Source organism: Embleya sp. NPDC020630 (genome assembly GCF_044334985.1).
In the GTDB taxonomy this organism is placed as follows: Bacteria; Actinomycetota; Actinomycetes; order Streptomycetales; family Streptomycetaceae; genus Embleya.
On the sequence record NZ_JBIRUB010000013.1, the window covers coordinates 218,813 to 240,250 of the forward strand.

17 protein-coding genes are annotated in these 21,438 nt (G+C 72.2%); 12 read left to right on the forward strand and 5 right to left on the reverse strand.

Annotation, left to right across the window (positions count from 1 at the left end; translation table 11 throughout):
- The first annotated feature begins 162 nt into the window (after positions 1-162).
- A complete protein-coding gene (locus tag ACH4XV_RS34540; RefSeq protein WP_395796271.1) occupies positions 163-753 on the forward strand; it encodes a lytic polysaccharide monooxygenase in 591 nt (196 codons plus the stop codon).
- A 267-nt stretch (positions 754-1,020) separates the two neighbouring features.
- On the forward strand, positions 1,021-1,689 hold the full coding sequence (locus tag ACH4XV_RS34545; protein WP_395796272.1) for a class I SAM-dependent methyltransferase: 669 nt from the start codon (positions 1,021-1,023) through the stop codon (positions 1,687-1,689).
- Positions 1,690-1,702: 13 nt separating this feature from the next.
- Here ACH4XV_RS34545 and ACH4XV_RS34550 read toward each other — a convergent pair whose 3' ends face one another.
- Positions 1,703-3,637, reverse strand: coding sequence for a DUF2264 domain-containing protein (locus ACH4XV_RS34550; RefSeq protein WP_395796273.1), 1,935 nt, complete (start codon positions 3,635-3,637; stop codon positions 1,703-1,705).
- A 249-nt stretch (positions 3,638-3,886) separates the two neighbouring features.
- Between ACH4XV_RS34550 and ACH4XV_RS34555 the strand changes: the two genes are divergently transcribed.
- The 7 genes from ACH4XV_RS34555 (at position 3,887) to ACH4XV_RS34585 (ending at position 12,838) form a co-directional block, all read left to right on the forward strand.
- The gene (locus ACH4XV_RS34555) at positions 3,887-5,074 is read left to right on the forward strand and encodes a substrate-binding domain-containing protein (protein WP_395796274.1); all 1,188 of its coding nucleotides are present in this window, start codon (positions 3,887-3,889) and stop codon (positions 5,072-5,074) included.
- Between the two features lie 119 nt (positions 5,075-5,193).
- On the forward strand, positions 5,194-6,528 hold the full coding sequence (locus ACH4XV_RS34560) for an ABC transporter substrate-binding protein (RefSeq protein WP_395796275.1): 1,335 nt from the start codon (positions 5,194-5,196) through the stop codon (positions 6,526-6,528).
- 131 nt (positions 6,529-6,659) lie between these two features.
- The gene (locus ACH4XV_RS34565; protein ID WP_380042913.1) at positions 6,660-7,565 is read left to right on the forward strand and encodes a carbohydrate ABC transporter permease; all 906 of its coding nucleotides are present in this window, start codon (positions 6,660-6,662) and stop codon (positions 7,563-7,565) included.
- The gene (locus ACH4XV_RS34570) at positions 7,562-8,512 is read left to right on the forward strand and encodes a carbohydrate ABC transporter permease (protein WP_395796276.1); all 951 of its coding nucleotides are present in this window, start codon (positions 7,562-7,564) and stop codon (positions 8,510-8,512) included. Before ACH4XV_RS34565 ends, ACH4XV_RS34570 begins: the two co-directional genes overlap by 4 nt.
- Before the next feature lie 71 nt (positions 8,513-8,583).
- The gene (locus tag ACH4XV_RS34575; RefSeq protein ID WP_395796294.1) at positions 8,584-9,564 is read left to right on the forward strand and encodes a hydroxyacid dehydrogenase; all 981 of its coding nucleotides are present in this window, start codon (positions 8,584-8,586) and stop codon (positions 9,562-9,564) included.
- 278 nt (positions 9,565-9,842) lie between these two features.
- Positions 9,843-11,966, forward strand: coding sequence for a right-handed parallel beta-helix repeat-containing protein (locus tag ACH4XV_RS34580; RefSeq protein WP_395796277.1), 2,124 nt, complete (start codon positions 9,843-9,845; stop codon positions 11,964-11,966).
- Positions 11,966-12,838, forward strand: a complete 873-nt coding sequence (locus ACH4XV_RS34585) for a hypothetical protein (protein WP_395796278.1) — start codon at positions 11,966-11,968, stop codon at positions 12,836-12,838. Before ACH4XV_RS34580 ends, ACH4XV_RS34585 begins: the two co-directional genes overlap by 1 nt.
- A gap of 3 nt (positions 12,839-12,841) precedes the next feature.
- Here ACH4XV_RS34585 and ACH4XV_RS34590 read toward each other — a convergent pair whose 3' ends face one another.
- Together ACH4XV_RS34590 and ACH4XV_RS34595 are read right to left on the reverse strand one after the other, a co-directional pair.
- Positions 12,842-13,075 carry a hypothetical protein gene (locus tag ACH4XV_RS34590; RefSeq protein WP_395796279.1) on the reverse strand — a complete coding sequence of 78 codons (234 nt, stop codon included), beginning with the start codon at positions 13,073-13,075 and terminating at the stop codon, positions 12,842-12,844.
- 82 nt (positions 13,076-13,157) lie between these two features.
- Positions 13,158-14,213 (reverse strand): NADP-dependent oxidoreductase, encoded by a 1,056-nt coding sequence (locus tag ACH4XV_RS34595; protein WP_395796280.1) that lies wholly within the window; start codon positions 14,211-14,213, stop codon positions 13,158-13,160.
- Positions 14,214-14,328: 115 nt separating this feature from the next.
- Here ACH4XV_RS34595 and ACH4XV_RS34600 point away from each other — a divergent pair, with 115 nt between their 5' ends.
- Positions 14,329-16,344 (forward strand): AfsR/SARP family transcriptional regulator, encoded by a 2,016-nt coding sequence (locus tag ACH4XV_RS34600; protein ID WP_395796281.1) that lies wholly within the window; start codon positions 14,329-14,331, stop codon positions 16,342-16,344.
- A gap of 51 nt (positions 16,345-16,395) precedes the next feature.
- On the opposite strand, the gene ACH4XV_RS34605 is transcribed toward ACH4XV_RS34600, so the two are convergent.
- Positions 16,396-17,007, reverse strand: a complete 612-nt coding sequence (locus ACH4XV_RS34605; protein ID WP_395796282.1) for an isochorismatase family protein — start codon at positions 17,005-17,007, stop codon at positions 16,396-16,398.
- A 176-nt stretch (positions 17,008-17,183) separates the two neighbouring features.
- Between ACH4XV_RS34605 and ACH4XV_RS34610 the strand changes: the two genes are divergently transcribed.
- On the forward strand, positions 17,184-17,963 hold the full coding sequence (locus ACH4XV_RS34610) for an SDR family oxidoreductase (protein ID WP_395796283.1): 780 nt from the start codon (positions 17,184-17,186) through the stop codon (positions 17,961-17,963).
- Positions 17,964-18,062: 99 nt separating this feature from the next.
- Here the strand turns inward: ACH4XV_RS34610 and ACH4XV_RS34615 are convergent, their stop codons facing one another.
- A complete protein-coding gene (locus tag ACH4XV_RS34615) occupies positions 18,063-19,544 on the reverse strand; it encodes a carboxylesterase/lipase family protein (RefSeq protein ID WP_395796284.1) in 1,482 nt (493 codons plus the stop codon).
- 177 nt (positions 19,545-19,721) lie between these two features.
- Here ACH4XV_RS34615 and ACH4XV_RS34620 point away from each other — a divergent pair, with 177 nt between their 5' ends.
- Complete coding sequence (locus tag ACH4XV_RS34620) at positions 19,722-21,020, forward strand: ROK family protein (protein ID WP_395796285.1); 1,299 nt, start codon at positions 19,722-19,724, stop codon at positions 21,018-21,020.
- Positions 21,021-21,438 lie beyond the last annotated feature (418 nt).

The window sequence follows — 21,438 nt, forward strand, 5'->3', positions numbered from 1 at the left end:
CTTCGTTGCCCGCATCGGCATCCGAACCATTGACCGATTGGTCTGGACCTCTTAACTTGAGGAACGTAATACGGATGTGAACACGCGGTGAAATGAGGCGTGCGACGCGGACCCGGACCGTTCGAACGTCCTTCGCATTCACTCGTCCCCAAGGAGAGTTCCATGCGTACAAGGACCATCCTGACGGCGATGGCCGTACCGGCCGTCTCGGTTCCCCTGATCCTGGCCGGCACCGCCAGCGGCCACGGGTGGGTCACCAGCCCGCCCAGCCGGGCCGCCTACTGCGCCAACGGCACCGTCACCAACTGCGGCGAGATCCAATGGGAACCGCAGAGCGTCGAGGGCCCCAAGGGTTTCCCCACCCGCGGTCCCGCCGACGGCACCCTGTGTGCGGGCGGCAACAGCCGCTTCGCCGAACTGGACGACCCGCGTGGCGGCGCGTGGCCGACCTCCCAGCTGACCTCCGGCTCAAGCAAGACCTTCACCTGGAAGCTCACCGCGCGGCACGCCACCACGTCGTTCCGCTACTTCATCACCAAGGCGAGCTGGTCCCCCAGTCAGAAGATCACCCGGGCCCAGTTGGAGAGCACCCCCTTCCTGACCGTCCCCTACAACGGCGTACAGCCGGGCTCCGTCGTCTCCCACACCGGCACGATCCCCGGCGGGCGCAGCGGCCGGGCCGTGGTCCTCGCGGTCTGGGACGTCGCGGACACCGGCAACGCCTTCTACCAGTGCACGGATGTGACGCTCTGATCCGGCGGCCCGAACAGCCCGAATAGCCCGGGCGATTCGGACGCCACGGCATCGCGAACGTGCCGGTGGGTCGCCGCGATTCGGCGGCCCACCGGCCCACGCGCGTTCGTGATGTCCTGCCTTCGGCAGGCCCCGTTTGCCGACTCGGCAACAAGGTTTGTCACGCGACCCCCTTCCGGCGGACCATGCGCACGGGCGACGGACCACGCGCCGCCCGCCCGGTCCCGCCGACCGGGCACACCGCCATCGCCCTGGAGGACGTCCGCGATGACCGACGACAAGCCCCCGACCGCCGAGCCGTCGACCGCCCCGCTCACGCCCGCCGAATCGTGGGACGCGCGCTACGCGGAGAAGGAGCGCATCTGGAGCGGCAACCCCAACGCCCCGCTGGTCCGCGAGACCGCCGACCTGCCGCCCGGCCGCGCCCTGGACCTGGGCTGCGGCGAGGGGGCCGACGCGATCTGGCTGGCCCGGCGCGGCTGGCGGGTGACCGGCGTCGACGTCTCCCGGATCGCCCTGGAGCGCGCCGCGATCCATGCCGAGGAGGCGCAGGTCGCCGGCCTGGTCGACTGGCAGTGGCACAACCTGGACGAGACCTTCCCCGAGGGCGACTTCGACCTGATCTCGGCGCACTTCCTGCACTCGCACGCCGGCATCGACCGCGATCGCATCCTGCGCAAGGCGGTCGCGGCGGTCGCCCCGGGCGGGGTGTTGTTGGTCGTCGGGCACTGCGGACTGCCGCCGTGGGAGAGCGACCCGACGCCCGACATGGCGCTGCCCACGCCCGACGAGGTGCTTGCCTCGCTCGAACTCCCGGACGGGGAGTGGGAGGTGCTGCGCAGCGAGGAGCACGAGCGCATCCAGAACGACCCCGAGGGCCGGCCGGTCACGCGCATCGACAACACGCTGATGGTGCGCCGCCTGCCGAAGACCTGAGCCTCCCCGGCCGTCAGGCCGGTTCGTGGGCGACCGAGCACTCTCCCGACGCGGATACCCGCACCCGGCCGACGGTGCCGTCGCCCCACGCGATGTCCACACCCCACCCGGCGTCCGTGCCCGGCTCCGTCGCGCGCGGCGCCGGGCCGGGCGGGGCGTCGGCCCAGGTCAGGGACAGCGCGGTGACCAGCGGGCCCGCCGTCGCGACGCCGTCGAGCGCGGGCACCTCGGCCGCCGCGCCGAACGCCGTCCCGTGCGGTGCCGGGTGGATCGTGGCCCGGTCCCAGCCCAGCAGACCGGTGAGGCCGGCGTGTACGGCGTCGGTATGCACGCACGCCCGCGGCCCGTCCACGGAGGAGCGCAGGTCCGCGCCGGATGCCGCCGCCGGCGCCCACCCCGTCTCGCGCACCGCCGTGCCGGCCGGCGCCCGGACCCGGTGCACGCGCACCTCGTACGCACCGCGCACCACGGCGACCGATACGACCCGGGTGCCCGGTACCGGCCTCCCGTCGAGCGTGGGCACATGCGCCGAGGCCGCCCAGTGCGACCCGGCGCCCAGCGGCTCGACCCGGCCGCGCTCGGTGACCCGGCCGTCGAGGACCAGGCCCAGGTGGTTGTCGGCGAGGTCGCCGTCGCGGGTGGGGCCGGTCGCCGCGGAGTAGGCCAGGCGGGCGTACAGCGGATCGTCGGGGGCGAGTTCGTCGCTCGGCGCGGCCGGCTGGTGGTCGGCGCCGTGGTTGAGCAACCGTGCCGAGCCTCCGCCGGAGTGTACGAGCAGACCCGGCCCGGGCAGCCCGAATCCGCTCTCCGCGCTCGCCGTCTCGGCCGGCCCCGCGCACTCGGGCGCGGTCCACACCTCGTGGTCCTCGGGCAGCAGCAGGCCGATGAAGCCCTTGGCCGCCCAGTACGGCGACGCCGAGCCCGAATAGGACTGCACGGTCGCCGGGTCCGGGCCGTACCAGCCCAGGGACAGCAGGCCGTCCGGGCCCGCCGCGCCACGATCGAGGAAGTGCCGCAACGCGCCGCTCGCCAGCCGTCGCGTGGTACCGGGGGAGTAGGGCGTGGCGTCCACCAGCGCGCCCAGCCACAGCGGCGCCGCCGCGGCGAACCGGTAGGTCAGCGAGCGCCCCTGGTGCAGCGGCGCGCCGGCGCGGTCGAACAGGCGGCCGTAGCCGGTCAGGAACGTGCGCAGCCGCTCGCGCCGGACCGCGTCGACCGGCTCGCCCGCCACCACCGCGCACAGCAGCGGGTACAGGTGCAGGGCCCAGCCGTTGTAGTGGTCGAAGTAGCGGCCCGCGCCGTCGGTGTACCAGCCGTCGCCGACGTACCAGTCCTCGATCCGGGTCAGACCGCGCTCGATCGCCGCGCGGGACTGCTCGGGATACCGGCCGACCGCCTCCAGGAAGGTGCCGACCGCGACCGGGAAGAGCCACCAGTTGTTGTCCACCGGCTCGTGCCGCAGGGCGCCCGCCAGCCAGTCGGCGGCCCGCTCCCGGGTGGGCTCGTCCAGCCGGTCCCACAGGTGCGCCCTCGTCAGATGCAGGGCCAGCGCCACCGACGCGGCCTCCACCATCGCCTGGCCGCGATCGACCACGGCCGGCCAGGACTGCGGATCCGCAGTGCCCGGTGCGGCGGTTCCCGCGCGCAGACCGTCTGCGTACGGTTCGAGCAGCCCCGCCGGGACGGGCCGACCGGAGGCCGCGGCGCCGGCCGCGCGCAGCGCCGCGAGCAGGAAGGTGCGGGCGTACCCCTCCAGGCCGTCGGAGCGTGCGCCCGACCAGCTGGTGCGACCCGGCAGGGTGATCAGCGCGCCGCCGGGGGAGCGGTATGGGCGGACCGCCGCGAGCAGGCCGTCGGCCACCGCTTCCCAGTGCGCGCGCGTCCAGCCGGTGTACGGGCTAAGCGTGCGGTCCTCCGGCGGGAGCACGAAGGGGTGCGGTGTGTTCACGGATCTCCTCGACTCGGCGGCTCGGCCGTCGGCGTGCTCGCGCCGACCGATCGACCGTTCGACCCGTTCGGCCGTCGACACGCTAGGTGGGGTCGATCGATCAGGTCAAGAGTCGGTTTGATCGAACGATCCTTTTCAATCAAAATCGAATGGCGATGCCCTAGGCTGAGGCGGCGGCCGGACAGCAGCCGGACGCCAGGGGGGCACGCCGGGCGCAGGCGTGCGCGACTCGGAAGGACGACGTCCACGGTGTTGGCGGAACAGCGGCAGGAACTCATTCTCAGGACGGCCCGCGAGCGGGGCAGCGTCAAGGTGGTGGAGATCGCCGAGGAGCTGGGCGTCTCCCTGGTCACCGTGCGGCGCGACGTCACCGCGCTGGTGGCGAGCGGGCTGCTCGCGCGGGTACACGGCGGCGCCACCCTGCCGCACGCGCGCCCCGCCGCGCCCACCCCCGGCCGGCCTCCCGCGAACGGCCACGACGGCCCGACGATCGGCATGCTCGTCCCGTCCGCCACCTACTACTTCCCGGAGGTGGTGCGCGGCGCCCGGGACGCGGTCGAGGCGATCGGCGGCCGGCTCGTGCTGGGCATCTCGCGTTATCTGCCCGCCGAGGACCGCGACCAGGTCGACCAGCTGCTGCGCGGCGGCGTGGACGGGCTGCTGCTGACCCCCTCGCGCGCGCCGGGACCGGGCGGCGAGGACGCGTGGATGGGGCATCTGCCGGTGCCGGTGGTCCTGGTGGAGCGCCGCGCCGAGATCGGCTCCGGGCTGGAACACCTGGACCGGGTGGCCTCCGACCACGCGCTCGGCGCCGCCCAGGCGGTGCGCCGGCTGGGCACGCTCGGTCACCGGCGCATCCTGCTCGTGGCCCGGTTGGGCAGCCCGACCACGCCCGCCGTGCATGCCGGGTACACCGCCGCGATGGCCGCGCTCGGGCTGACCCCGCCGGATCCGGCCGGGGTGGAGACGCCGCATCCGGGCGAGGACGCGGACGGCTTCGACCGGGCGGTGACGCGGGTGATCGAGGCGGCCCGTACCGGCGCCGCCACCGCCGCGCTGGTGCACAACGACCAGGACGCACTGCTCCTGGTGTCCCGACTGCGCGCGGCGGGACTCGACGTGCCCGGCGACTTGGCGCTGATCGCCTACGACGACGAGGTGGCCGCGCTGGCCGACCCGCCGCTGAGCGCGATCGCGCCGGCCAAGCACGAGGTCGGCCGGGTCGCCGTCGAACTGCTGGCCGCGCGGCTCGCCGACGGCGACGAGGGGCGCGCGCCCCGACACATCTCGCTGGTACCGAGGCTGCGGCTGCGGGCGACCACCGAGCCGGCCGACCCGGACGCGCCGACCGAGGAGAGCGGAGCGATCCCGTCCGCCGAACCGACACCGACCACCACCCCCTCGCGAACGAGCGAAACCGACCGAACCCCTGCGTGATCGAACGATCATAGCGAGTTTCGTTTTTCATCGATTGTTCATTTGCTCTTGACGCTGTTCGCTCCTGAACGAATGATGCTCGCTATCGCCTTCGATGCAGGTTCGACCCAGGAGCATCCATGCAGCGCACATCCATCCGACTCGGCACGGCTCTCGTCGGCATAGTCACCGCCCTGAGCCTCGTCACGGCCTGCGGCGGTGGCGACGACGACAAGAAGAAGGACACGGGCGCCGGCCCAGCCGCGGGCGGCGCCCCGGGGCAGAAGCAGGAGCTGAGCTTCTGGTCCTGGACCAAGGGCACCCAGGAAGTGGTGGACGCGTTCAACAAGTCGCACCCCGACATCCAGGTCAAGTACGAGCAGATCCCGTCCGGCAACGCGGGCGGCTACGCGAAGATGTCCAACGCGGTCAAGGCGGGCAACGCCCCCGACGTGCTGACCATCGAGTACCCGCAACTGCCCGACTTCGTCAGCCAGGGCGCGGTGCAGGACATCACCTCGAAGGTGTCGGGGCTGAAGTCGAAGTTCCCCGCGTCGGTCAACAAACTGACCGAACTGGGCGGCAAGACCTGGGCGGTGCCGCTGGACGCCGCGCCGATGGCGCTGTATTACCGCAAGGACTTCTTCACCGACCACAACATCGCGGTGCCCAAGACCTGGGACGAGTACCGGGCCGCCGCCGAGCAGGTCAAGAAGGCCGACCCGAACGCCCGGATCGGCACCTTCTACCCCGACGACCCCAGCACCATGGCGGGCCTGACCTGGCAGGCCGGCGGCGCGTGGTTCGGCACCGAGGGCGAGTCCTGGAAGGTCTCGCTCACCGACCCCAAGTCGCGCAAGGTCGGCGAGTACTGGAACAAGCTGGTCTCCGACGACCTGGTGCGCGTGCAGCCCTCGTTCAGCCAGCAGTGGAACGCCGACCTCAAGAGCGGCGGCACCGTCGGCATCGTCGGCGCCTCGTGGAGCGCGGGCGTGCTCAAGAGCAGCCAGCCCGACCTGGCCGGCAAGTGGGCCGTCGCGCCGCTGCCCGACTGGGGCACCCCGGCCAACGCCATGCTCGGCGGCTCGACCTTCGCGGTGAGCAAGGACAGCAAGAAGAGCAAGGCCGCGCTCACCTTCATCGAGTGGATGACCACCACCAAGGAGGGCATCTCCGCGCGGATCGCCTCCGGCACCTCCAGCGCCTACCCGGCCGCCACCGAACTGGTGCCCACCGCCTCGCAGTTCTTCGACACCGGCTACTTCGGCAAGCAGGACATCTACCCGCTGTTCACCGACGCGGCCGGCAAGGTCGGCGCCGGCTGGACGTGGGGTCCGTCGATGACGCAGACGAACACCATCCTCAAGGACCAGTTCGGCAAGCTCTCCAGCGGCGGCACCATCGTGGGCGCCCTGGAGGAGGCCCAGAAGACCACCGTCGAGGAGCTGAAGAAGCGCGGCATCTCGGTCAAGTAGCCGACCGACCGTCGACGCCTCGCGCCGGGCCCGCCCGGCGACGACGATTCCGGATCCGAGATCCGCAGGCCCCCGACGCGCGCCGCGCCGTCGCGCGTCGGGGGACCGCCACCAGGAAGCAGCTCCACTCCATGAACACATCCCTGCGCGCCGGCCGCCGGCGCCGGAAGACCACCGCCGCCCTGTTCTTGACCCCCTTCTACGTGCTGTTCATCGCCACCATGATCGTGCCGATCGGGTACGCGATCTGGCTCAGCCTGTTCACCGAGAAGACCTCGGGCCTGGGCTTCGGCGGCACCAGACGGGTGTTCACCGGCCTCGGCAACTACGCCGACGCGCTCGGCGACGACAAGTTCCGCGACGGTTTCATCGCGATCGGCCTGTACTGCCTGCTGTACATCCCGATCATGGTCGGCGCCGCACTCGCGCTGGCGCTGCTGCTCGACTCGGCGCTGGCCCGGGCCCGCAGGTTCTTCCAACTCGCGCTGTTCCTGCCGCACGCGGTGCCCGGCATCATCGCCGCGCTGATCTGGGTCTACCTGTACACCCCCGGCCTGAGCCCGATCATCGACCTGCTCGAATCCGGCGGTCTGCACTGGGACTTCCTGGCCTCGGACACCGCGCTGTTCTCGATCGTCAACATCGCCACGTGGGAGTGGATCGGCTACAACATGATCATCTTCTACGCCGCGCTCCAGGCGATCCCGCGCGAGGTGGTCGAGGCGGCCACCGTCGACGGGGCCGGACCGGTGCGCATCGCGGTGTCGGTGAAGATCCCGATGATCCGCGCCGCCGTCGCCATGACGATGTTGTTCACCATCATCGGCTCGCTGCAACTGTTCACCGAGCCGTCCATCCTCAGCGACGCCAATCCGGCCGTCGGCAGCTCCTGGACGCCCAACATGTACGCCTACTCGGCCGCTTTCCGTGCCAACGACTTCGGCCTGGCCGCCGCCGCCTCGGTGCTGCTGGCCGTGTTCGCCGCGGCGCTGTCGTTCGGCGTCACCCGCCTGTCGTCCGGACGGAGGACCGCATGAGCACCACCGTGCAGCACCCGGGCTCGGGCGGCGCCGCGGCCGACGCGCCCGCGCCGACCCCCGCCGGTACCGGCCGACCCGCCCGCCGCCCCCGCGCCAAGGGCCGCGCCACCGAGGCGCTGATGTCCAGGATCGCGGTCAACGGCGCGCTGGTCCTGGCCACCCTCTACATGCTGCTGCCGCTGGCCTGGTTGCTGATCGCCGCGACCAAGGACATGGGCGGCCTGTTCGGCGGCGACGGCTTCGCCTTCGACGGATTCCACTTCACCGAGAACGTCAAGGCGGTGAACAACGAGAGCGACGGGATCTACTGGCGCTGGTACCTCAACAGCCTGCTGTACGCGGGCGTCGGCGCCGCCCTGGGCTCGTTCGTGAGCGTGCTGGCCGGCTACGCGTTCGACAAGTTCGACTTCCCCGGGAAGGAGAAGCTGTTCGGCGGCGTGCTCCTGGGCGTACTCGTGCCCACCACGGCGGTGGCCCTGCCGCTGTACCTGCTCGCCTCCAAGGTGGGCCTGGTCAACACCTTCTGGGCGGTGTTCATCCCCGTGATCGTCAACCCCTTCGGGGTCTACCTGGCGCGGGTGTTCAGCGCCGGATACATCCCCGGAGAGGTATTGGAAGCGGCCAGGATGGACGGCGCCGGCGAGATCCGCACCTTCCGCGCGGTGGCCCTGCCGATGATGATGCCGGGCTTTGTGACCATCTTCCTGTTCCAGTTCACCGCGATCTGGAACAACTTCTTCCTGCCCCTGGTGATGCTCTCCGACCAGAAGCTCTACCCGGTGAGCCTGGGCCTGTACTCGTGGAACACCAACGCGCACGCGTCGCCCGAGTTCTACCCGCTGGTGATCACCGGATCGTTGATGGCCGTCGTCCCGCTGGTCGTCGCCTTCGTCTCGCTCCAGCGCCACTGGCGTTCGGGGCTGTCCGCGGGGAGCGTCAAGTGACCGACGGTACGACTGACACCACCACCCGACTCGGCGGCCCGGAGCGGCGGCGACCGAGGGTATTGCTCGCGATGGACCCGGCCGTGGCCGCCCGCATCCTGGACGACGAGGCCCGGACCCGGCTGGCCGCGCTCGCCGAGGTCGACCTGGACCTGATCGCGGCCGACTTCGCCGCCCCCGACGCGGTCGCGGCGCTGGCCGAGGCCGAGGTGCTGTTCACCTGTTGGGGCAGCGCGCCCCTGGACGAGGCGGCGTTGGCCCGTGCGCCGAGGTTGCGCGCCGTGGTGCACGCGGCCGGATCGGTCAAGCACCACCTCACCGACGCGGCCTGGGCGCGCGGCCTGATCGTCTCCTCCGGCGCGGCGGCCAACGCGCTGCCGGTGGCCGAATACACCGTCGCCGCCGTGCTGTTCGCCAACAAGCGGGTGCTGCGGATCCGGGACGCCTACCGCGCGGAGCGGCGCCTGGTCGACTGGGACGCCCGGTTCCCGGGATTCGGCAACTACCGGCGCACCATCGGGATCGTCGGCGCGTCCCGGATCGGCCGGCGTGTGCTCGAACTGCTGCGCCCGTTCGACTTCGAACTGCTGCTGCACGACCCGTACGTGACCACCGATCAGGCCGAGGCACTGGGCGCCCGACGGGTGGACCTGGACGAACTGATGTGCCGCTCCGACGTGGTCAGCGTGCACGCCCCCGAACTGGAGTCCACCCACCACCTGTTGGACCGCCGCCGGCTGGCCCTGATGCGGGACGGCGCCACGTTGATCAACACCGCGCGAGGCTCGCTGGTGGACCAGGAAGCCCTTACGGAAGAGCTGGTGGCGGGCCGCCTGGACGCGGTCATCGACGTCACGGAGCCCGACGTGCTCCCGGCCGCGTCCCCGCTCTACGACCTGCCCAACGTCCTGCTGACCCCACACATCGCGGGCTCCCTCGGCGGTGAACTCCGCCGCATGGTCGCCTCGGCCCTCGACGAACTGGACCGCTACACCAGGGGCGTGCCGTTCGCCCACGAGGTGGAACCGGCCACGCTCACGCGCTCGGCCTGACCCTCCGTCCGCCCCGACGCCCGAACCCCGCCTTCGGGCGTCGGGGCGGGGTCAACCTCGAACACCGCTCCAGCCCGGCCGGCGTTTGAGGCCACCTCGGGCCGGTCACTTCAGCCCGGCCGGCGTTCGAGGCCAACCCAAGCCGAGTGATTTCGGTCCGTGCTGTGTGTACGCAAGCCACCTCAGCCCGGCCGGCGTTCGAGGCCAAAAGCCAACGCCGGCCCCATTCTTCCGGCCCCGCCGGATGCACTTGCAAGACCCCCACGACCGGAGGTCACATGCACGGCTTCAGACCGATTGCCGCCACTTTGGCGACAACCCTCATGGCGAGCCTGGCCGGCCTGGCCGCTCTCGCCCCGACCGCCGGCGCCGCGACGACCGGCCCCACCACGACCTACATCGATTGCGGGGTGGGCCGACCCGACGGCGGCGGCAGCCCCGACGACCCGCTCGGCGACCTGAGCGCCGTCAACTCCCGCACCTACGCCGGAGGCGACCGCATCCTGCTCCGCGCCGGCACCGTCTGCGTCGGCACGCTGCAACCCAAGGGCAACGGCGCCCCCGGCAATCCCATCACGATCGGCGCCTACGGCGAAGGCCCGCGCCCGATCGTGCAGGGCACCGGCGGCCCCTCCACCCTCCGACTGGTCGACCAGAGCTGGTGGACCGTACAGGGCCTGCACGTGACCAACCCGGCGTCGACTCAGGCGCTGCGTACCGGAGTTCAGGTCGACACCACCACCCCCGACCGCAAATACGGGATCGTGCTGCGCGACCTGGAGGTCTCCGACGTCGCCGGCTGGAGCGACAAGACCGGTACCAACGCGGGCTGGTTCTCCGCGTCGGCCGGCATCGTCGTGCTCGGCAAGGCGACCGCCGGCCCGATCGAGGGCATCACCATCGCCGACAACCAGGTCCACGACACCGGTGGCGGCGGCATCAAGATCTCGGTCAAGCCCGCCGATTTCCACCGTGACGTACTGATTCGGGCGAACACCATCCGCAGCGTCGGCGGCGACGGCATCGTGGTGCACGGCTCGGACGCGCCGCTCGTCGAGTACAACCTCTTCGACGACGGTGGAGGTGGCAAGTACCCCTATCTGAACGGCAATTTCGCTGGCATGTGGCCGATCAACTCGCGCGACCCGGTGTTCCAATACAACGAGGTCACCCGGCAGCGGCCGTCGATCTTCGACTCCACCGCGTGGGACTGCGACGGCGCGATCACCGGATCCTGCACCTACCAGTACAACTACTCGCACGACAACGGCGGCGGTTTCTACCTGGGTTGCCAGAACTGCACCTCCTTCGGCAACTTCCACGCCACCCAGGTGCTGCGCTTCAACATCGCCCAGGACGACTGCCGGATCAGGGCCAACGCCTCGGGGGACAACACCAGTCCGCTGCGGATGTACAACAACACCTTCTTCTGCCCGAGCAAGAAGCTCGACGTCGAACTCCCCAACGGTCCCGGCGCGAACACCCTCGTCGCCAACAACGTCTTCGTCGCGGGTCAGGGTGCGCTGCCCACCGGCACGGGCGTCGACTATCGGGCCAACGTCTACCACGGCGGATTCACCGCGCCCACCGGCGACACCTCCGCCGTGACCACCGATCCCAGGTTGGCCGCACCGGGTACGGCGACCGGCCACACCGACGCCGCCGGATACGCGCTGCTCGCCGGATCTCCCGCACTGGGTACGGGAGTCGCCGTTCCCGGACTCGGCACGAGCGACTACTTCGGCAACGCCGTCCCCGCCGACGGGACGGGGGTCAACCGGGGTGCGTACAACGGCCCGGCGGTGGTCGTGCCGCCGCTGTACCCCTCGATCGCCGCCGCCTACAACAACGTCGGGGTCGGCGACGACGCCAATCCCAACGTCGGCGGCTTCGGATTGTCCGGCCGCAGCTACTCCGGCCAGGCGCTGGCGGCGGCCGGCTACGTCCCGGGTGCCCGGGTCACCGCCGGCGGGGCCGAGTTCACGTGGCACCCGCGCGCGTACGGCCTGCCGGACAACGTCAAGGCCGCCGGCCAGCGGATCGCGCTGAGCGGCAGCGGCAGTCGCCTGGTGGTGCTGGGCGCGGGCGCGTACGGCGCACAGACCGGCACGACCACCGTGACCTACACCGACGGCACCACCACGACCGCGACCCTGACCCTCGGCGACTGGTGGAGCACCACCGCCGGCCCGAGCGACCAGGTCGCGGTACGAGCCGCCTACCACCACAAGCCGCAGACCGACTACCGCACGCCGGCCTCGGCCCGCTCCGAGGAGGACGTCACGCTACGAGTCGCCGCCCTCGCCATCGACCCCGGCCGGACCGTGGCGTCGGTGACCCTGCCGACGGGCAGCCCGATCGCCGGGCCCGGCCTGCACGTGTTCGACGTGAAGGTCGTCTGATGTCCCGCCGAGGACGGGCCGCGGGGGCACGGAGCGCCGGTCCCGCCGCGCGGGGTCGGGTGGTGGAGGGCGCCGCGGGCGCCGATTCCGCCGCGCGGCGCCGGGTGGCGGCGCGTGTCGCGCTCGGCTTCGCCGCGCTCGGCGTGGTCGGGGCGCTTGCGGTGCTTCTCCTCGGCCCGTTCTCGGCGGCTACCCCCGGGCGGGCGGGATCGTCCTCGGCGACCCCGCCCGCCACCCCCGTCGATCCGGCCGCCGTGGTCGCGACCGTGGACGGCGTCCCGGTGACGGCGGCCCATCTGCGGCGGGTGGCGACGCGGCTGCGGGCGGAGGTGGTGGCCGAGTTCCCGATGCGCGGTGGGCGAGCCGCCTACTGGGCCACGCCGGTCGCGGGTCGCACGCCGCACGCGGTACTGGTCGAGCGGTCGCTGCGGGCGGCGGTCGCGGATACCGTGCTGCGCCGGTGGGCGTACGAGGCCGGACTGTCGACCGACCCGAGCGAGGCGGGCTTTCGCACCCGCCTGGACACGGAGAACGCCCGCCGAGAGGCGGCCCGCTCGTCCGGCCGCCCGATCCCCGGCGTACCACGCTACGACGAGGAGAGCTTCGCCCGCACCGAGACGGCCGAGTGGTCGGCGGCACTGGCAGCCAACCTCGAAGTGGACCTGTCGGAGCCCCGGTTGCACGCCCGATACACCGAACTCCTGGCCGCGGCAGCCCCGTCGACGAGCCCGCCACCCTTCGAAGAGGCCCGCGACCGACTCCGCCGCGACCTGACGACAACGGCCTTCAACACCGAACTGACCCACCGCATCACAGCAACCCGACTCCTCCCGGCCCCAACCGCGGACACCGTGGTCCGCCAGGCGGAGTAGCAGTCAGTCTCGCAGCCTCAGCCGCTCACAAGCGGCCTCGAGCCGCTGGGCGTAATCGGGCATGAACAGCTCGGGCAGCACGGTGTCCAGCGTCCCGGCAATGCGATGGATGGGAGCCCACACCGCCGAATCCTCCACGACACGGCTGAGGTCGGTCATCTGGAGCCGATACAGCCAGTCCGACAGGACCAAGGCCTCGTCGCTCGTGAGCTTGATCGTGACGTGCTCATCGCCCATGCACACCCCCACAGTCCGGTCTCCGCCCTCGGCCACATGAAACCACCGACCCCGACCCTGGTCGAACTCATTTGCGTGGGCCTCACAGGCGGACCAGCATTTTGCCGGTGTTGGCGCCGTGCAGCATGCCGAGGAAGGCTTCCGGGGCTCGGTCGATGCCGTGCACGATCGTTTCCCGGGTGTGCAGGCTGCCGTCCGCGAGCCACTTCGTCGCCTGGGTGAGGTAGGCCGGGAACTTGTCGTAGTGGTCGACCACGAGCAGGCCCTTCAGGGTCAGTTGCCGAAGCACCAGGTCGTAGAGGTTGCTCGGGCCCGGGACCGGCTCGGTGGCGTTGTAGCCGCTGATCATGCCGACGATGGCGGCCCGCCCATGCATCCGCATCGCCCCGATCGCGGCCTCCAGGTGCTCTCCGCCGACGTTGTCCACGTACACGTCGATGCCCTCCGGCGCCGCCTCCGCCAACTGCTCCGCGATCGAACCGGCCCGGTAGTCGATGGCGGCGTCGAAGCCGAACACTTCCGTCAGGATCCGCCCCTTCTCGGGCCCGCCGGCCGATCCGATCACCCGGGACGCGCCGAGGTTGCGGGCGATCTGCCCGGCCAGGCTGCCCACCGCGCCGGCGGCGCCGGAGACGAAGACCACGTCGCCCGGACGTACCGGAGCGACCTCCGCGACCGCGAGGTAGGCGGTGAAGCCGACCTGCCCCAGTGCGCCGAGGTGGTCCTGCGGGCGGGTGGCCGAGACGTCCAGGACGGTGGCCTCGGCGCCGTCGATCACCGCGTACTCGCGCCATCCGGCGAAGTGCGACACCGTCGCGCCCACGGCGACCTCCGCGCTGCGGGAGGCCACCACCTCTCCGACCGCGTGGCCCTCGAGCACGGCGCCGATCGCGAACGGGACGATGTAGGAGGCGTCGTCGTTCATCCGGCCGCGCATGTACGGGTCCACCGACATCCAGGTGTTGCGCACCAGGATCTGCCCTTCGGCGGGCTCCGGGATCTCCGTCTCGACCAATGCGAAGTTCGCCGGCTCCGGTTCGCCCACCGGGCGTGACGCCAAGTGGATTTCCCGGTTCACGGAGGGACGGGGGGTGTCGGTGCCGTTGGTGCTGTCGGTGTTGTTGCTCTTTGGCTTCATCGCGGGGACTTCCTTGTCTGTGTCTCTCGGTCGGTGCGGCACTCCATACGTTGGCGGACCGCACTTCCGGTTTCCTTCCGATCGGCTGTAGGTCCGTGTGGGGTAGCGTGCGAGGGTGCGATTCGGGGTGCTCGGCCCGCTGGCCGTCTGGACGGAGGACGGCGCGTCGGTGCCGATCCCGGAGGCGAAGGTGCGCGCGCTGCTCGCGGACCTGCTGATCCACGAGGGCCGACCGGTGCCGGCCGACCGGCTGATCGAGGACCTGTGGGGCCGCCGACTCCCGCGCAACCCCGTAGCCACATTGCAGACCCGGGTGTCCCAACTGCGCCGAGCCTTGGAGGCCGCCGAACCGGGCGGACGGGACCTGGTGGTATGGCAGCCGCCCGGCTACCGCCTCGCCGTCTCGCCCGACGCCGTGGACGCGGGCCGCTTCCGGGTCCTGGTGGAGCGGGCCAGGACCACCGAGGACGCGCAGACCCGGAAGACGCTGCTGACCGATGCGTTGGCACTGGGACGCGGGCCCGCGTACGCCGACGTCGCCGACGAGGAGTTCGCCCGCTCGGTGGCCGTGCGGCTGGACAAGGAACGGATCACCGCCCAGGGGGAGCACGCGCTGGCCCGGCTCGATCTGGGCGAACAACCGTCTCCGGTCGACGAGATCGGTGACCTGGTGACCCGTCACCCGCTGTGCGAGCGGCTGCGCGCGGTGTACATGCGGGCCCTGTACCTGGCCGGGCGGCAGAGCGAGGCGCTGGCGGTGTACGCGGAACTGCGCGAGCGGCTCGCGGACGAACTGGGCGTGGACCCGGGGCCGGAACTGGCGGCGCTGTACGAGCGGATCCTCAGGCAGGATCCCCGGTTGCAGGCGACGGCGCGGGGTTCGGCGATGGTGGATTCCCGCGCGGGGGCGGCCGCTGTGCCGGGACGGGTTTCGGATTCGGCAGCGGGGTCGGGTTCTGTTCCCGACTCCGGCTCCGGCTCCGGCTCGGGCTCGCTTTCGGGCTCTGGCTCCGGCTCGGGTTCCGTCGCGTTTGCCGCTGCCCCGGCGGTGCCGGTCGGGTTGCCCGTCGCGCTTACGCCGTTGGTCGGTCGGGCGGACGCGATGGCTCGGGTGCGGGCGCTGATGGCCACGGAACGGCTGGTCACCCTGACCGGTCCCGGCGGTGTGGGCAAAACCGCGCTGGCGGTCGAGGCGGCCCGGGACGCACCACCGCCGGTCGCCGATGGCCTCCCAGGCGTCGAGGCGGTCGGATTCGTCGACCTTGTGGAACTCGACCGCGCCACCGCCACCCCGGCGGACGTCGCCGCGACGATCGCGCGGGACCTGGGCCTCACCCAGGGAGTCGGCGGCGAACCGCGCCCGTTGGCCGCCGCGTTGGCGTCTCGGCGGCTGCTCCTGGTGTTGGACACCTGCGAGCACGTCGTCGACGCGGCTTCCACCGTCGCCGAGGGGCTGCTTCGGGCGGTGCCCGGTCTGCGGATTCTGGCCACCGGCCGGGAGCCGCTGGCCGTACCGGGCGAGCGGTTGTGGCCCGTTCCGCCCCTGCCGGTGCCCGCGTCGGAGGCGGCCCCGGAGGACGCGATGGGCCACGCGGCCGTGGAGTTGTTCGTCGAGCGGGTCGCCGCGACCGTACCGGGCTTCCGTCTCGACGCCGACAACGCCGCCGACGTGGTCACGATCTGCCGTCGTCTGGACGGGATCCCGCTCGCACTGGAACTGGCCGCCGGCCGGGTACGCGGCCTCGGCGTCGCGGAGGTGGCCGCGCGCCTGGACGATCGATTCGCGATCGTGGCCTCGGGCCGTCGAGCGGGCCCGACCCGACACCGCACCCTGCGCGCCACGCTCGACTGGAGTTGGGGAATGCTGTCCCCACCCGAACAGGATGTGCTGCGCCGCCTGTCCGTGGCCGAGGGCGGCCGGCTGCTCCCGGACGTGATCGAGGTCGCCCCGGCGGGCGGCGACGACCTCGGTGTCGTCGACGCCCTGACGCGCCTGGCGGACCGCTCCCTCGTCGCGATGACGATCGAACTCGACGGCCCCCGCTACCGGTTGGCCGAATCGGTCCGGGCGTACGCGCTGGACCGGCTGTGGGAAGCCGGCGAACTCGCGGGCCGACCGGCCCTGACCTGACGGACGACCGCCCTTGACGGTGCGGCGGCGGGTACCGCACCGGTGGACGCGCTACGCCGGGTGTTCCGCGCTCTCGGGGCGGGCGGTGTCCGTACCGACGGCGGTGAAGACGACGTCCTCGGCGTGCGGGACGATCTCGACCTCGTCCCCCAGCGCCCATTCGGCCACCCGTGAGACCATCCGGGCCGGTACCGCCTCGCTGATCCCGGGCGCGGCCGGGATGTCGTACGTGGCGTGCGCGTCGTGTGGCAGCACCACGCGGTAGCCGCGTTCCAGCGCGGCCCGTGCGGTCGCCCCCACGCACATCTCGGACATCACGCCGCACACGGCGACGCCGGCCACCTCCGCCGTGGCCAGAACCTCGGCCAGCGACGTACCGTCGAAGCCGTCGTCCTCGGTTTTGCGGATCACCACCTCGCGGGGACCGGGCCGTACCGGCAGCATCAACTCCCAACCGGGAGAGCCGGTTTCGTCGTCCGCGTCGACCGGTCCGTCGTTCTGGAGATGCACCACCAGCGACCCGCGCGCCCGTGCCTCGGTGAGCAGGGCGCCGACCCGATCCAGCACACGCGCGGCGTCCGGGACCGCACCCTCGCCGGTGACGAAGGCCACCTGTACGTCCACGATGATCAATGCCGAGACGGCATCCACGTTCTGCGTCATGCCACCCCATCCTGCCTGGTCATCCGCGACGGTGCCGAGGGGGTCGAAGCTTGGGCGACTCGAGTTTGATGAGGTTGCTCGTGGGTGTCACACGGGGATGCCCGGCATCGTCAACGTGGTGTCGCAGCAGATCGGGGCCGAGGGGCCCCGGGACGGATACGAAGAGGGAGAACACCATGGAGACTGGTTCGAGGATCGCGGTCGTCGGAGCCACCGGTCGGGCCGGGCGGCACGTGGTCGACGTGCTCCGGGAGCGCGGGCACGACGTGGTCGCGATCTCGCGGTCCGCCGGCGTGGATGTGATCACCGGTGCGGGGCTCACCGAGGCGCTGGAGGGGGTCGACTGCGTCATCGACGTGTCCAGCACACCCTCGCCCGACCAACAGGAGGCCACCGAGTTCTTCACCACCTCGGCGCGCAACCTCCAGGCGGCGGGTGCCAAGACCGGCGTGCGGCGCATGGTGGTCGCCTCGATCATCGGCATCGACGCCTCGGTCGCGGGCTACAACGCGGCCAAGCTGGCCCACGAACAGGCCGTGTTGGCCGGACCGGTGCCGGTGCGGATCCTGCGCGCGGCGCAGTTCCACGAGTTCGTCGAGGAGTTGGCGAGCTGGGGGATGCGCGGCGAGGTGTGCTGCGTGGCGAAAATGCGTACCCAGCTGATCGGCGCGCGGGTCGTGGCGGAGGGTCTGGTCGAACTGGCCACCGGTGACGGGCCGATCGCGGAGACGGCGGGTACCCCGTTCGCGGAGATCGCCGGTCCGCGCGAGGAGAACCTCGCCGAGATGGCGCAACTGGTGTTGGAGCGGCGTGGCCACACGGTCCGCGTCGAGGAGGTGAGCGACCCGGCCAACCCGGATCGCGACCTGTTCGAGAACGGCGGCCTGCTTCCCGGCCCGCACGCCACCCTCGCGGGCCCGACCTACCGCGACTGGCTCGCCGGCACCACGGCGTGACCATCCCGCATGCGGGGACGGCCGTCCCGGGTGTGCATGCCCCACCCCGGGACCGGGCACCGTCGGCACTTGTACCGGCCCACCCTGGGCCGTCCCCGGTCAGGTCGTCGTCGGAACCGAGCGCGTCGCCCAGATCTCGCGTTCGGCGGCCAGGGTGTCACCGGTGACATAGGGCGTCGTGTCCCACACCATCGTTTCGCGGCCCGAGCGGGTGTAGCGCGGCCAGGACCGCCCCGGGTCGAGGTCGCGGACGAACGACACCCAGGCCCCGTGCATCGCCTCGGCCAGCGCGACGGGCGCGTCGGGGCCGGTCGCGTCCTGCGCGCGTTCGGCGCCGAGCAGGTCGAAGGCGAACGGCAGGTCGAGGCAGTGGAACGCCTGGCCGGCGAACATCGGGGCGGTGGAGCGCCATTCGAAGGCGTACATCCAGGTCGGCAGGTCCTGGACCGCACGCGCCTCGGCGATCGACGAGGCGGCGGCACGGAACAGCGAGTCGGTGATCGCCTGGCCGATCACCCCGGCGGGGGTCGCGCCCTCGTGCAGCGCGAGGTAGGCCGAGGTGCCCTCGGGCGTTAGGCCGATCGAGCCGAGTACGCCGACGGCTGCCTCGATCGGGGCGTCCGCCATGCCGAGTTCGGCGGCGAAGTTGAACTCGTGGTGGGTCGCGCCGAGCATCAGCGGGGCCGGTGAGGCGGAGCCGTCCCGGAACGCGCCGTGTACGTCCTCGGGGATCAACTCGCCGTCGGCGAAAGGCGCGAGGAGCAGTTCGGGCAGCGGCGCGGCGCCGTCCTCGGGCGCGGTGACCACGTCCTGCAGGCGCTGTAGCTCCTCGTGCGAGAGGTCGCGCAGCGCGGCGGCGGTGGCGGGCAGGCCGGTGCGGGCGGTGAAGCGCGCGGACACGGCGAGGCCGTCCGCGCGACGCTGCGGGTCCATCACCGCGCCGGAGACCGAGATGCCGGCCCGGAACAACTCGTGCGCGGACGGGGTGGCCATCAGCGTCTGCACCGCGCCGCCCCCGGCCGACTGGCCGGCGATGGTCACCTTGGCGGGGTCGCCGCCGAAGGCCGCGATGTTGTCGCGGACCCAGCGCAGGGCGGCGATCCAGTCCAGTACGGCCCGGTTGTCGGGCGCGTCCGCCAGGTGCAGGAAACCCTCGATGCCGAGTCGGTAGCCGAGCGAGACCAGGACCACGCCGTCGCGGTTGAAGGTGCGGCCGTCGTACCAGGGGCTGGCGGCGGAGCCGGCCACGAAGCCGCCGCCGTGGATCCAGACCAGTACGGGCAGCGCGGCGTCCGGGGTGGGGTCGGGGGTGAACACGTTGAGGTTGAGTACGTCGTCGCCCGGGATCGACGGCTCGGGGATGATGGTCGGCCCCTCGCCGAAGCCGCGACGCTGGGCGGTGGGCCCGTAGGCGGTGGCGGCCAGCGGCTCGGTCCACGGCTCCGGGACCTCGGGGGCGGCGAAGCGGAGGTCGCCGACGGGCGGCTTGGCGTAGGGGATGCCCAGGAAGCGGGCGGACCGGTCCTGCCACACACCCCGGACGGGGCCCAGGGTGGTGGTGACGAGGGGCTGCTGGGACACGGGCGATCCTTGGGTGCGGGGTCGGGGGTCGGGGGTGGTCGGCGTTCGACGGGTACGACGGTCTTGTCAAGGTTTTGTCGAGGTCTTGTCGGTGAGTATCGACCCGGGTCGATAAATATTGCAAGAGTTGAAAAAAATAATCACCTGAGCGGGGAGAGCCAGGGCACAATCGACGACGTGAATACCGCCGCAACGCCCGACCCGGGGCCGGGGCCCGACTCCGGCCTCCGCCCCGGTCCCAGCCCCAGCCCCACCGACACCGCCGCCGTGCGGCGTCACAACCTGGCGCTGGTCCTGCGCGAGATCGCCGCCCACGGGCCGTGCGCGCGGACCGAGGTCGCGGCGGCCACCGGCCTGGTCCACGCGTCGGTCACCGCGCTGGCCGCCGAACTGATCGGGCGCGGCCTGGTGGCCGAGGTCGGCTCGGCCTCCTCCGGCGGACGGGGTCGGCCGCGTCGGCTGTTGCGCCTGGTGCCGGGGCGGGTGGTGGCGATCGCGGTACAGGTGACCCTGGAGCGGGTCGAGGTGCTGGCGGCCGACCTGGCCGGCGAGGTGGTGCACCGCGCGTCCGTCCCGCACCACGCGCCGTTCGGCGACCCCGAGCCGCTGGCCGCCGTACTCGCCGACGCCATCCGCCGCGCCGAGGAGGTGGTCCGCACACGGCCCGACGCACACCTCGCGCGGGTCGTGATCGCCATGGCCGGGCCGATCACCGGGCCCGGCCACACCGTCGCCGCCGCGATCGACTTCGGCTGGGCCAGGACCGACCTGCGGGCACTGGTGACGGCGCACCTGCCGGACCTGGCCTGCCCGGTGGACCTGGTCAACGACGCGAACGTGGCGGCCCTGGCCGAGTATCACGCCCGCGCCGAACAGGGCGGCGAACTCCCGCACACCGTCGCGTACATCAAGGCCGACACCGGCGTCGGCGGCGGCCTGGTGGTGGGCGGCCGAATCCACACGGGCACACACGGCCTGGCCGGCGAGGTGGGACACATCCCCCTCGCCTTCGACGGCCCCGACTGCCCCTGCGGCGCACGCGGCTGCCTGGCTGTGTACGTCGGCCCCGAACCCCTCACCACAGCCGCCGGCCTCGCCGACATCGCCACACACGAGGGCGTCGACGCGGCCCTGACCGAACTCGACCACCGCCTACGAGCCGGCGACCCGACCGCAACCGAAGCCCTCACCGCCGCCGGCCGCGCGGTCGGCGCCGCGGTACTGGCCATCACCGGCCTGGTCGACCCGGCCGAGGTAATCCTCGGCGGCTACCTGGCCACCTGGTATCCCTGGCTCACCGAGGGCATCAACACCACCCTGTCCGGCCGCCGCGCAGTGGCCCCCCACCTGGAACCCACGATCACGGCGGGCAAACTGTCCGAGGAAGCCACCCTGAGGGGCGCGCTACAAACCAGCCGAGAAGCCACCTTGAACACCCCAACCCAGGTCCCACACCTGCCCCCCCAGGCCCCCTGACCCCGCCGACACCGCCGAACGCCACGCCGTGACCGGCGAGTTGCCGGCCGCGGGAGGCCGGCGCGGGGGCGGCGCGAGCCGGCCACGGACCGCCGCACCGGCGTGCGCGGCTCAGAGACCCGGGCTTCCGCCGAGACGACAGCGGCGGGGAGGGGGCGCTCGGGCCGGGGCGCATTCGGCGTGCGGGGCTCCGAGACTTGGGGCTTATGGCGGGGCGGGGGTTGTGGCTCGGCGAAAAAGCGGCCTGCAGCGGCGGACAGGGAGGGCGCTCGGGTCGGGTTCGCCGGGCATGCGTTCCCGCGTGGGCCGGGTGTTTTCGGCGGGCGTTGCGCCTTGGGTTGCGGGTGGCCGGTGGGGGGCTGGTCAGAGTCGGTGGTGGGCCGCCGCCGGCGTGCGGGGCTCCGAGCCGGAGGGCTCC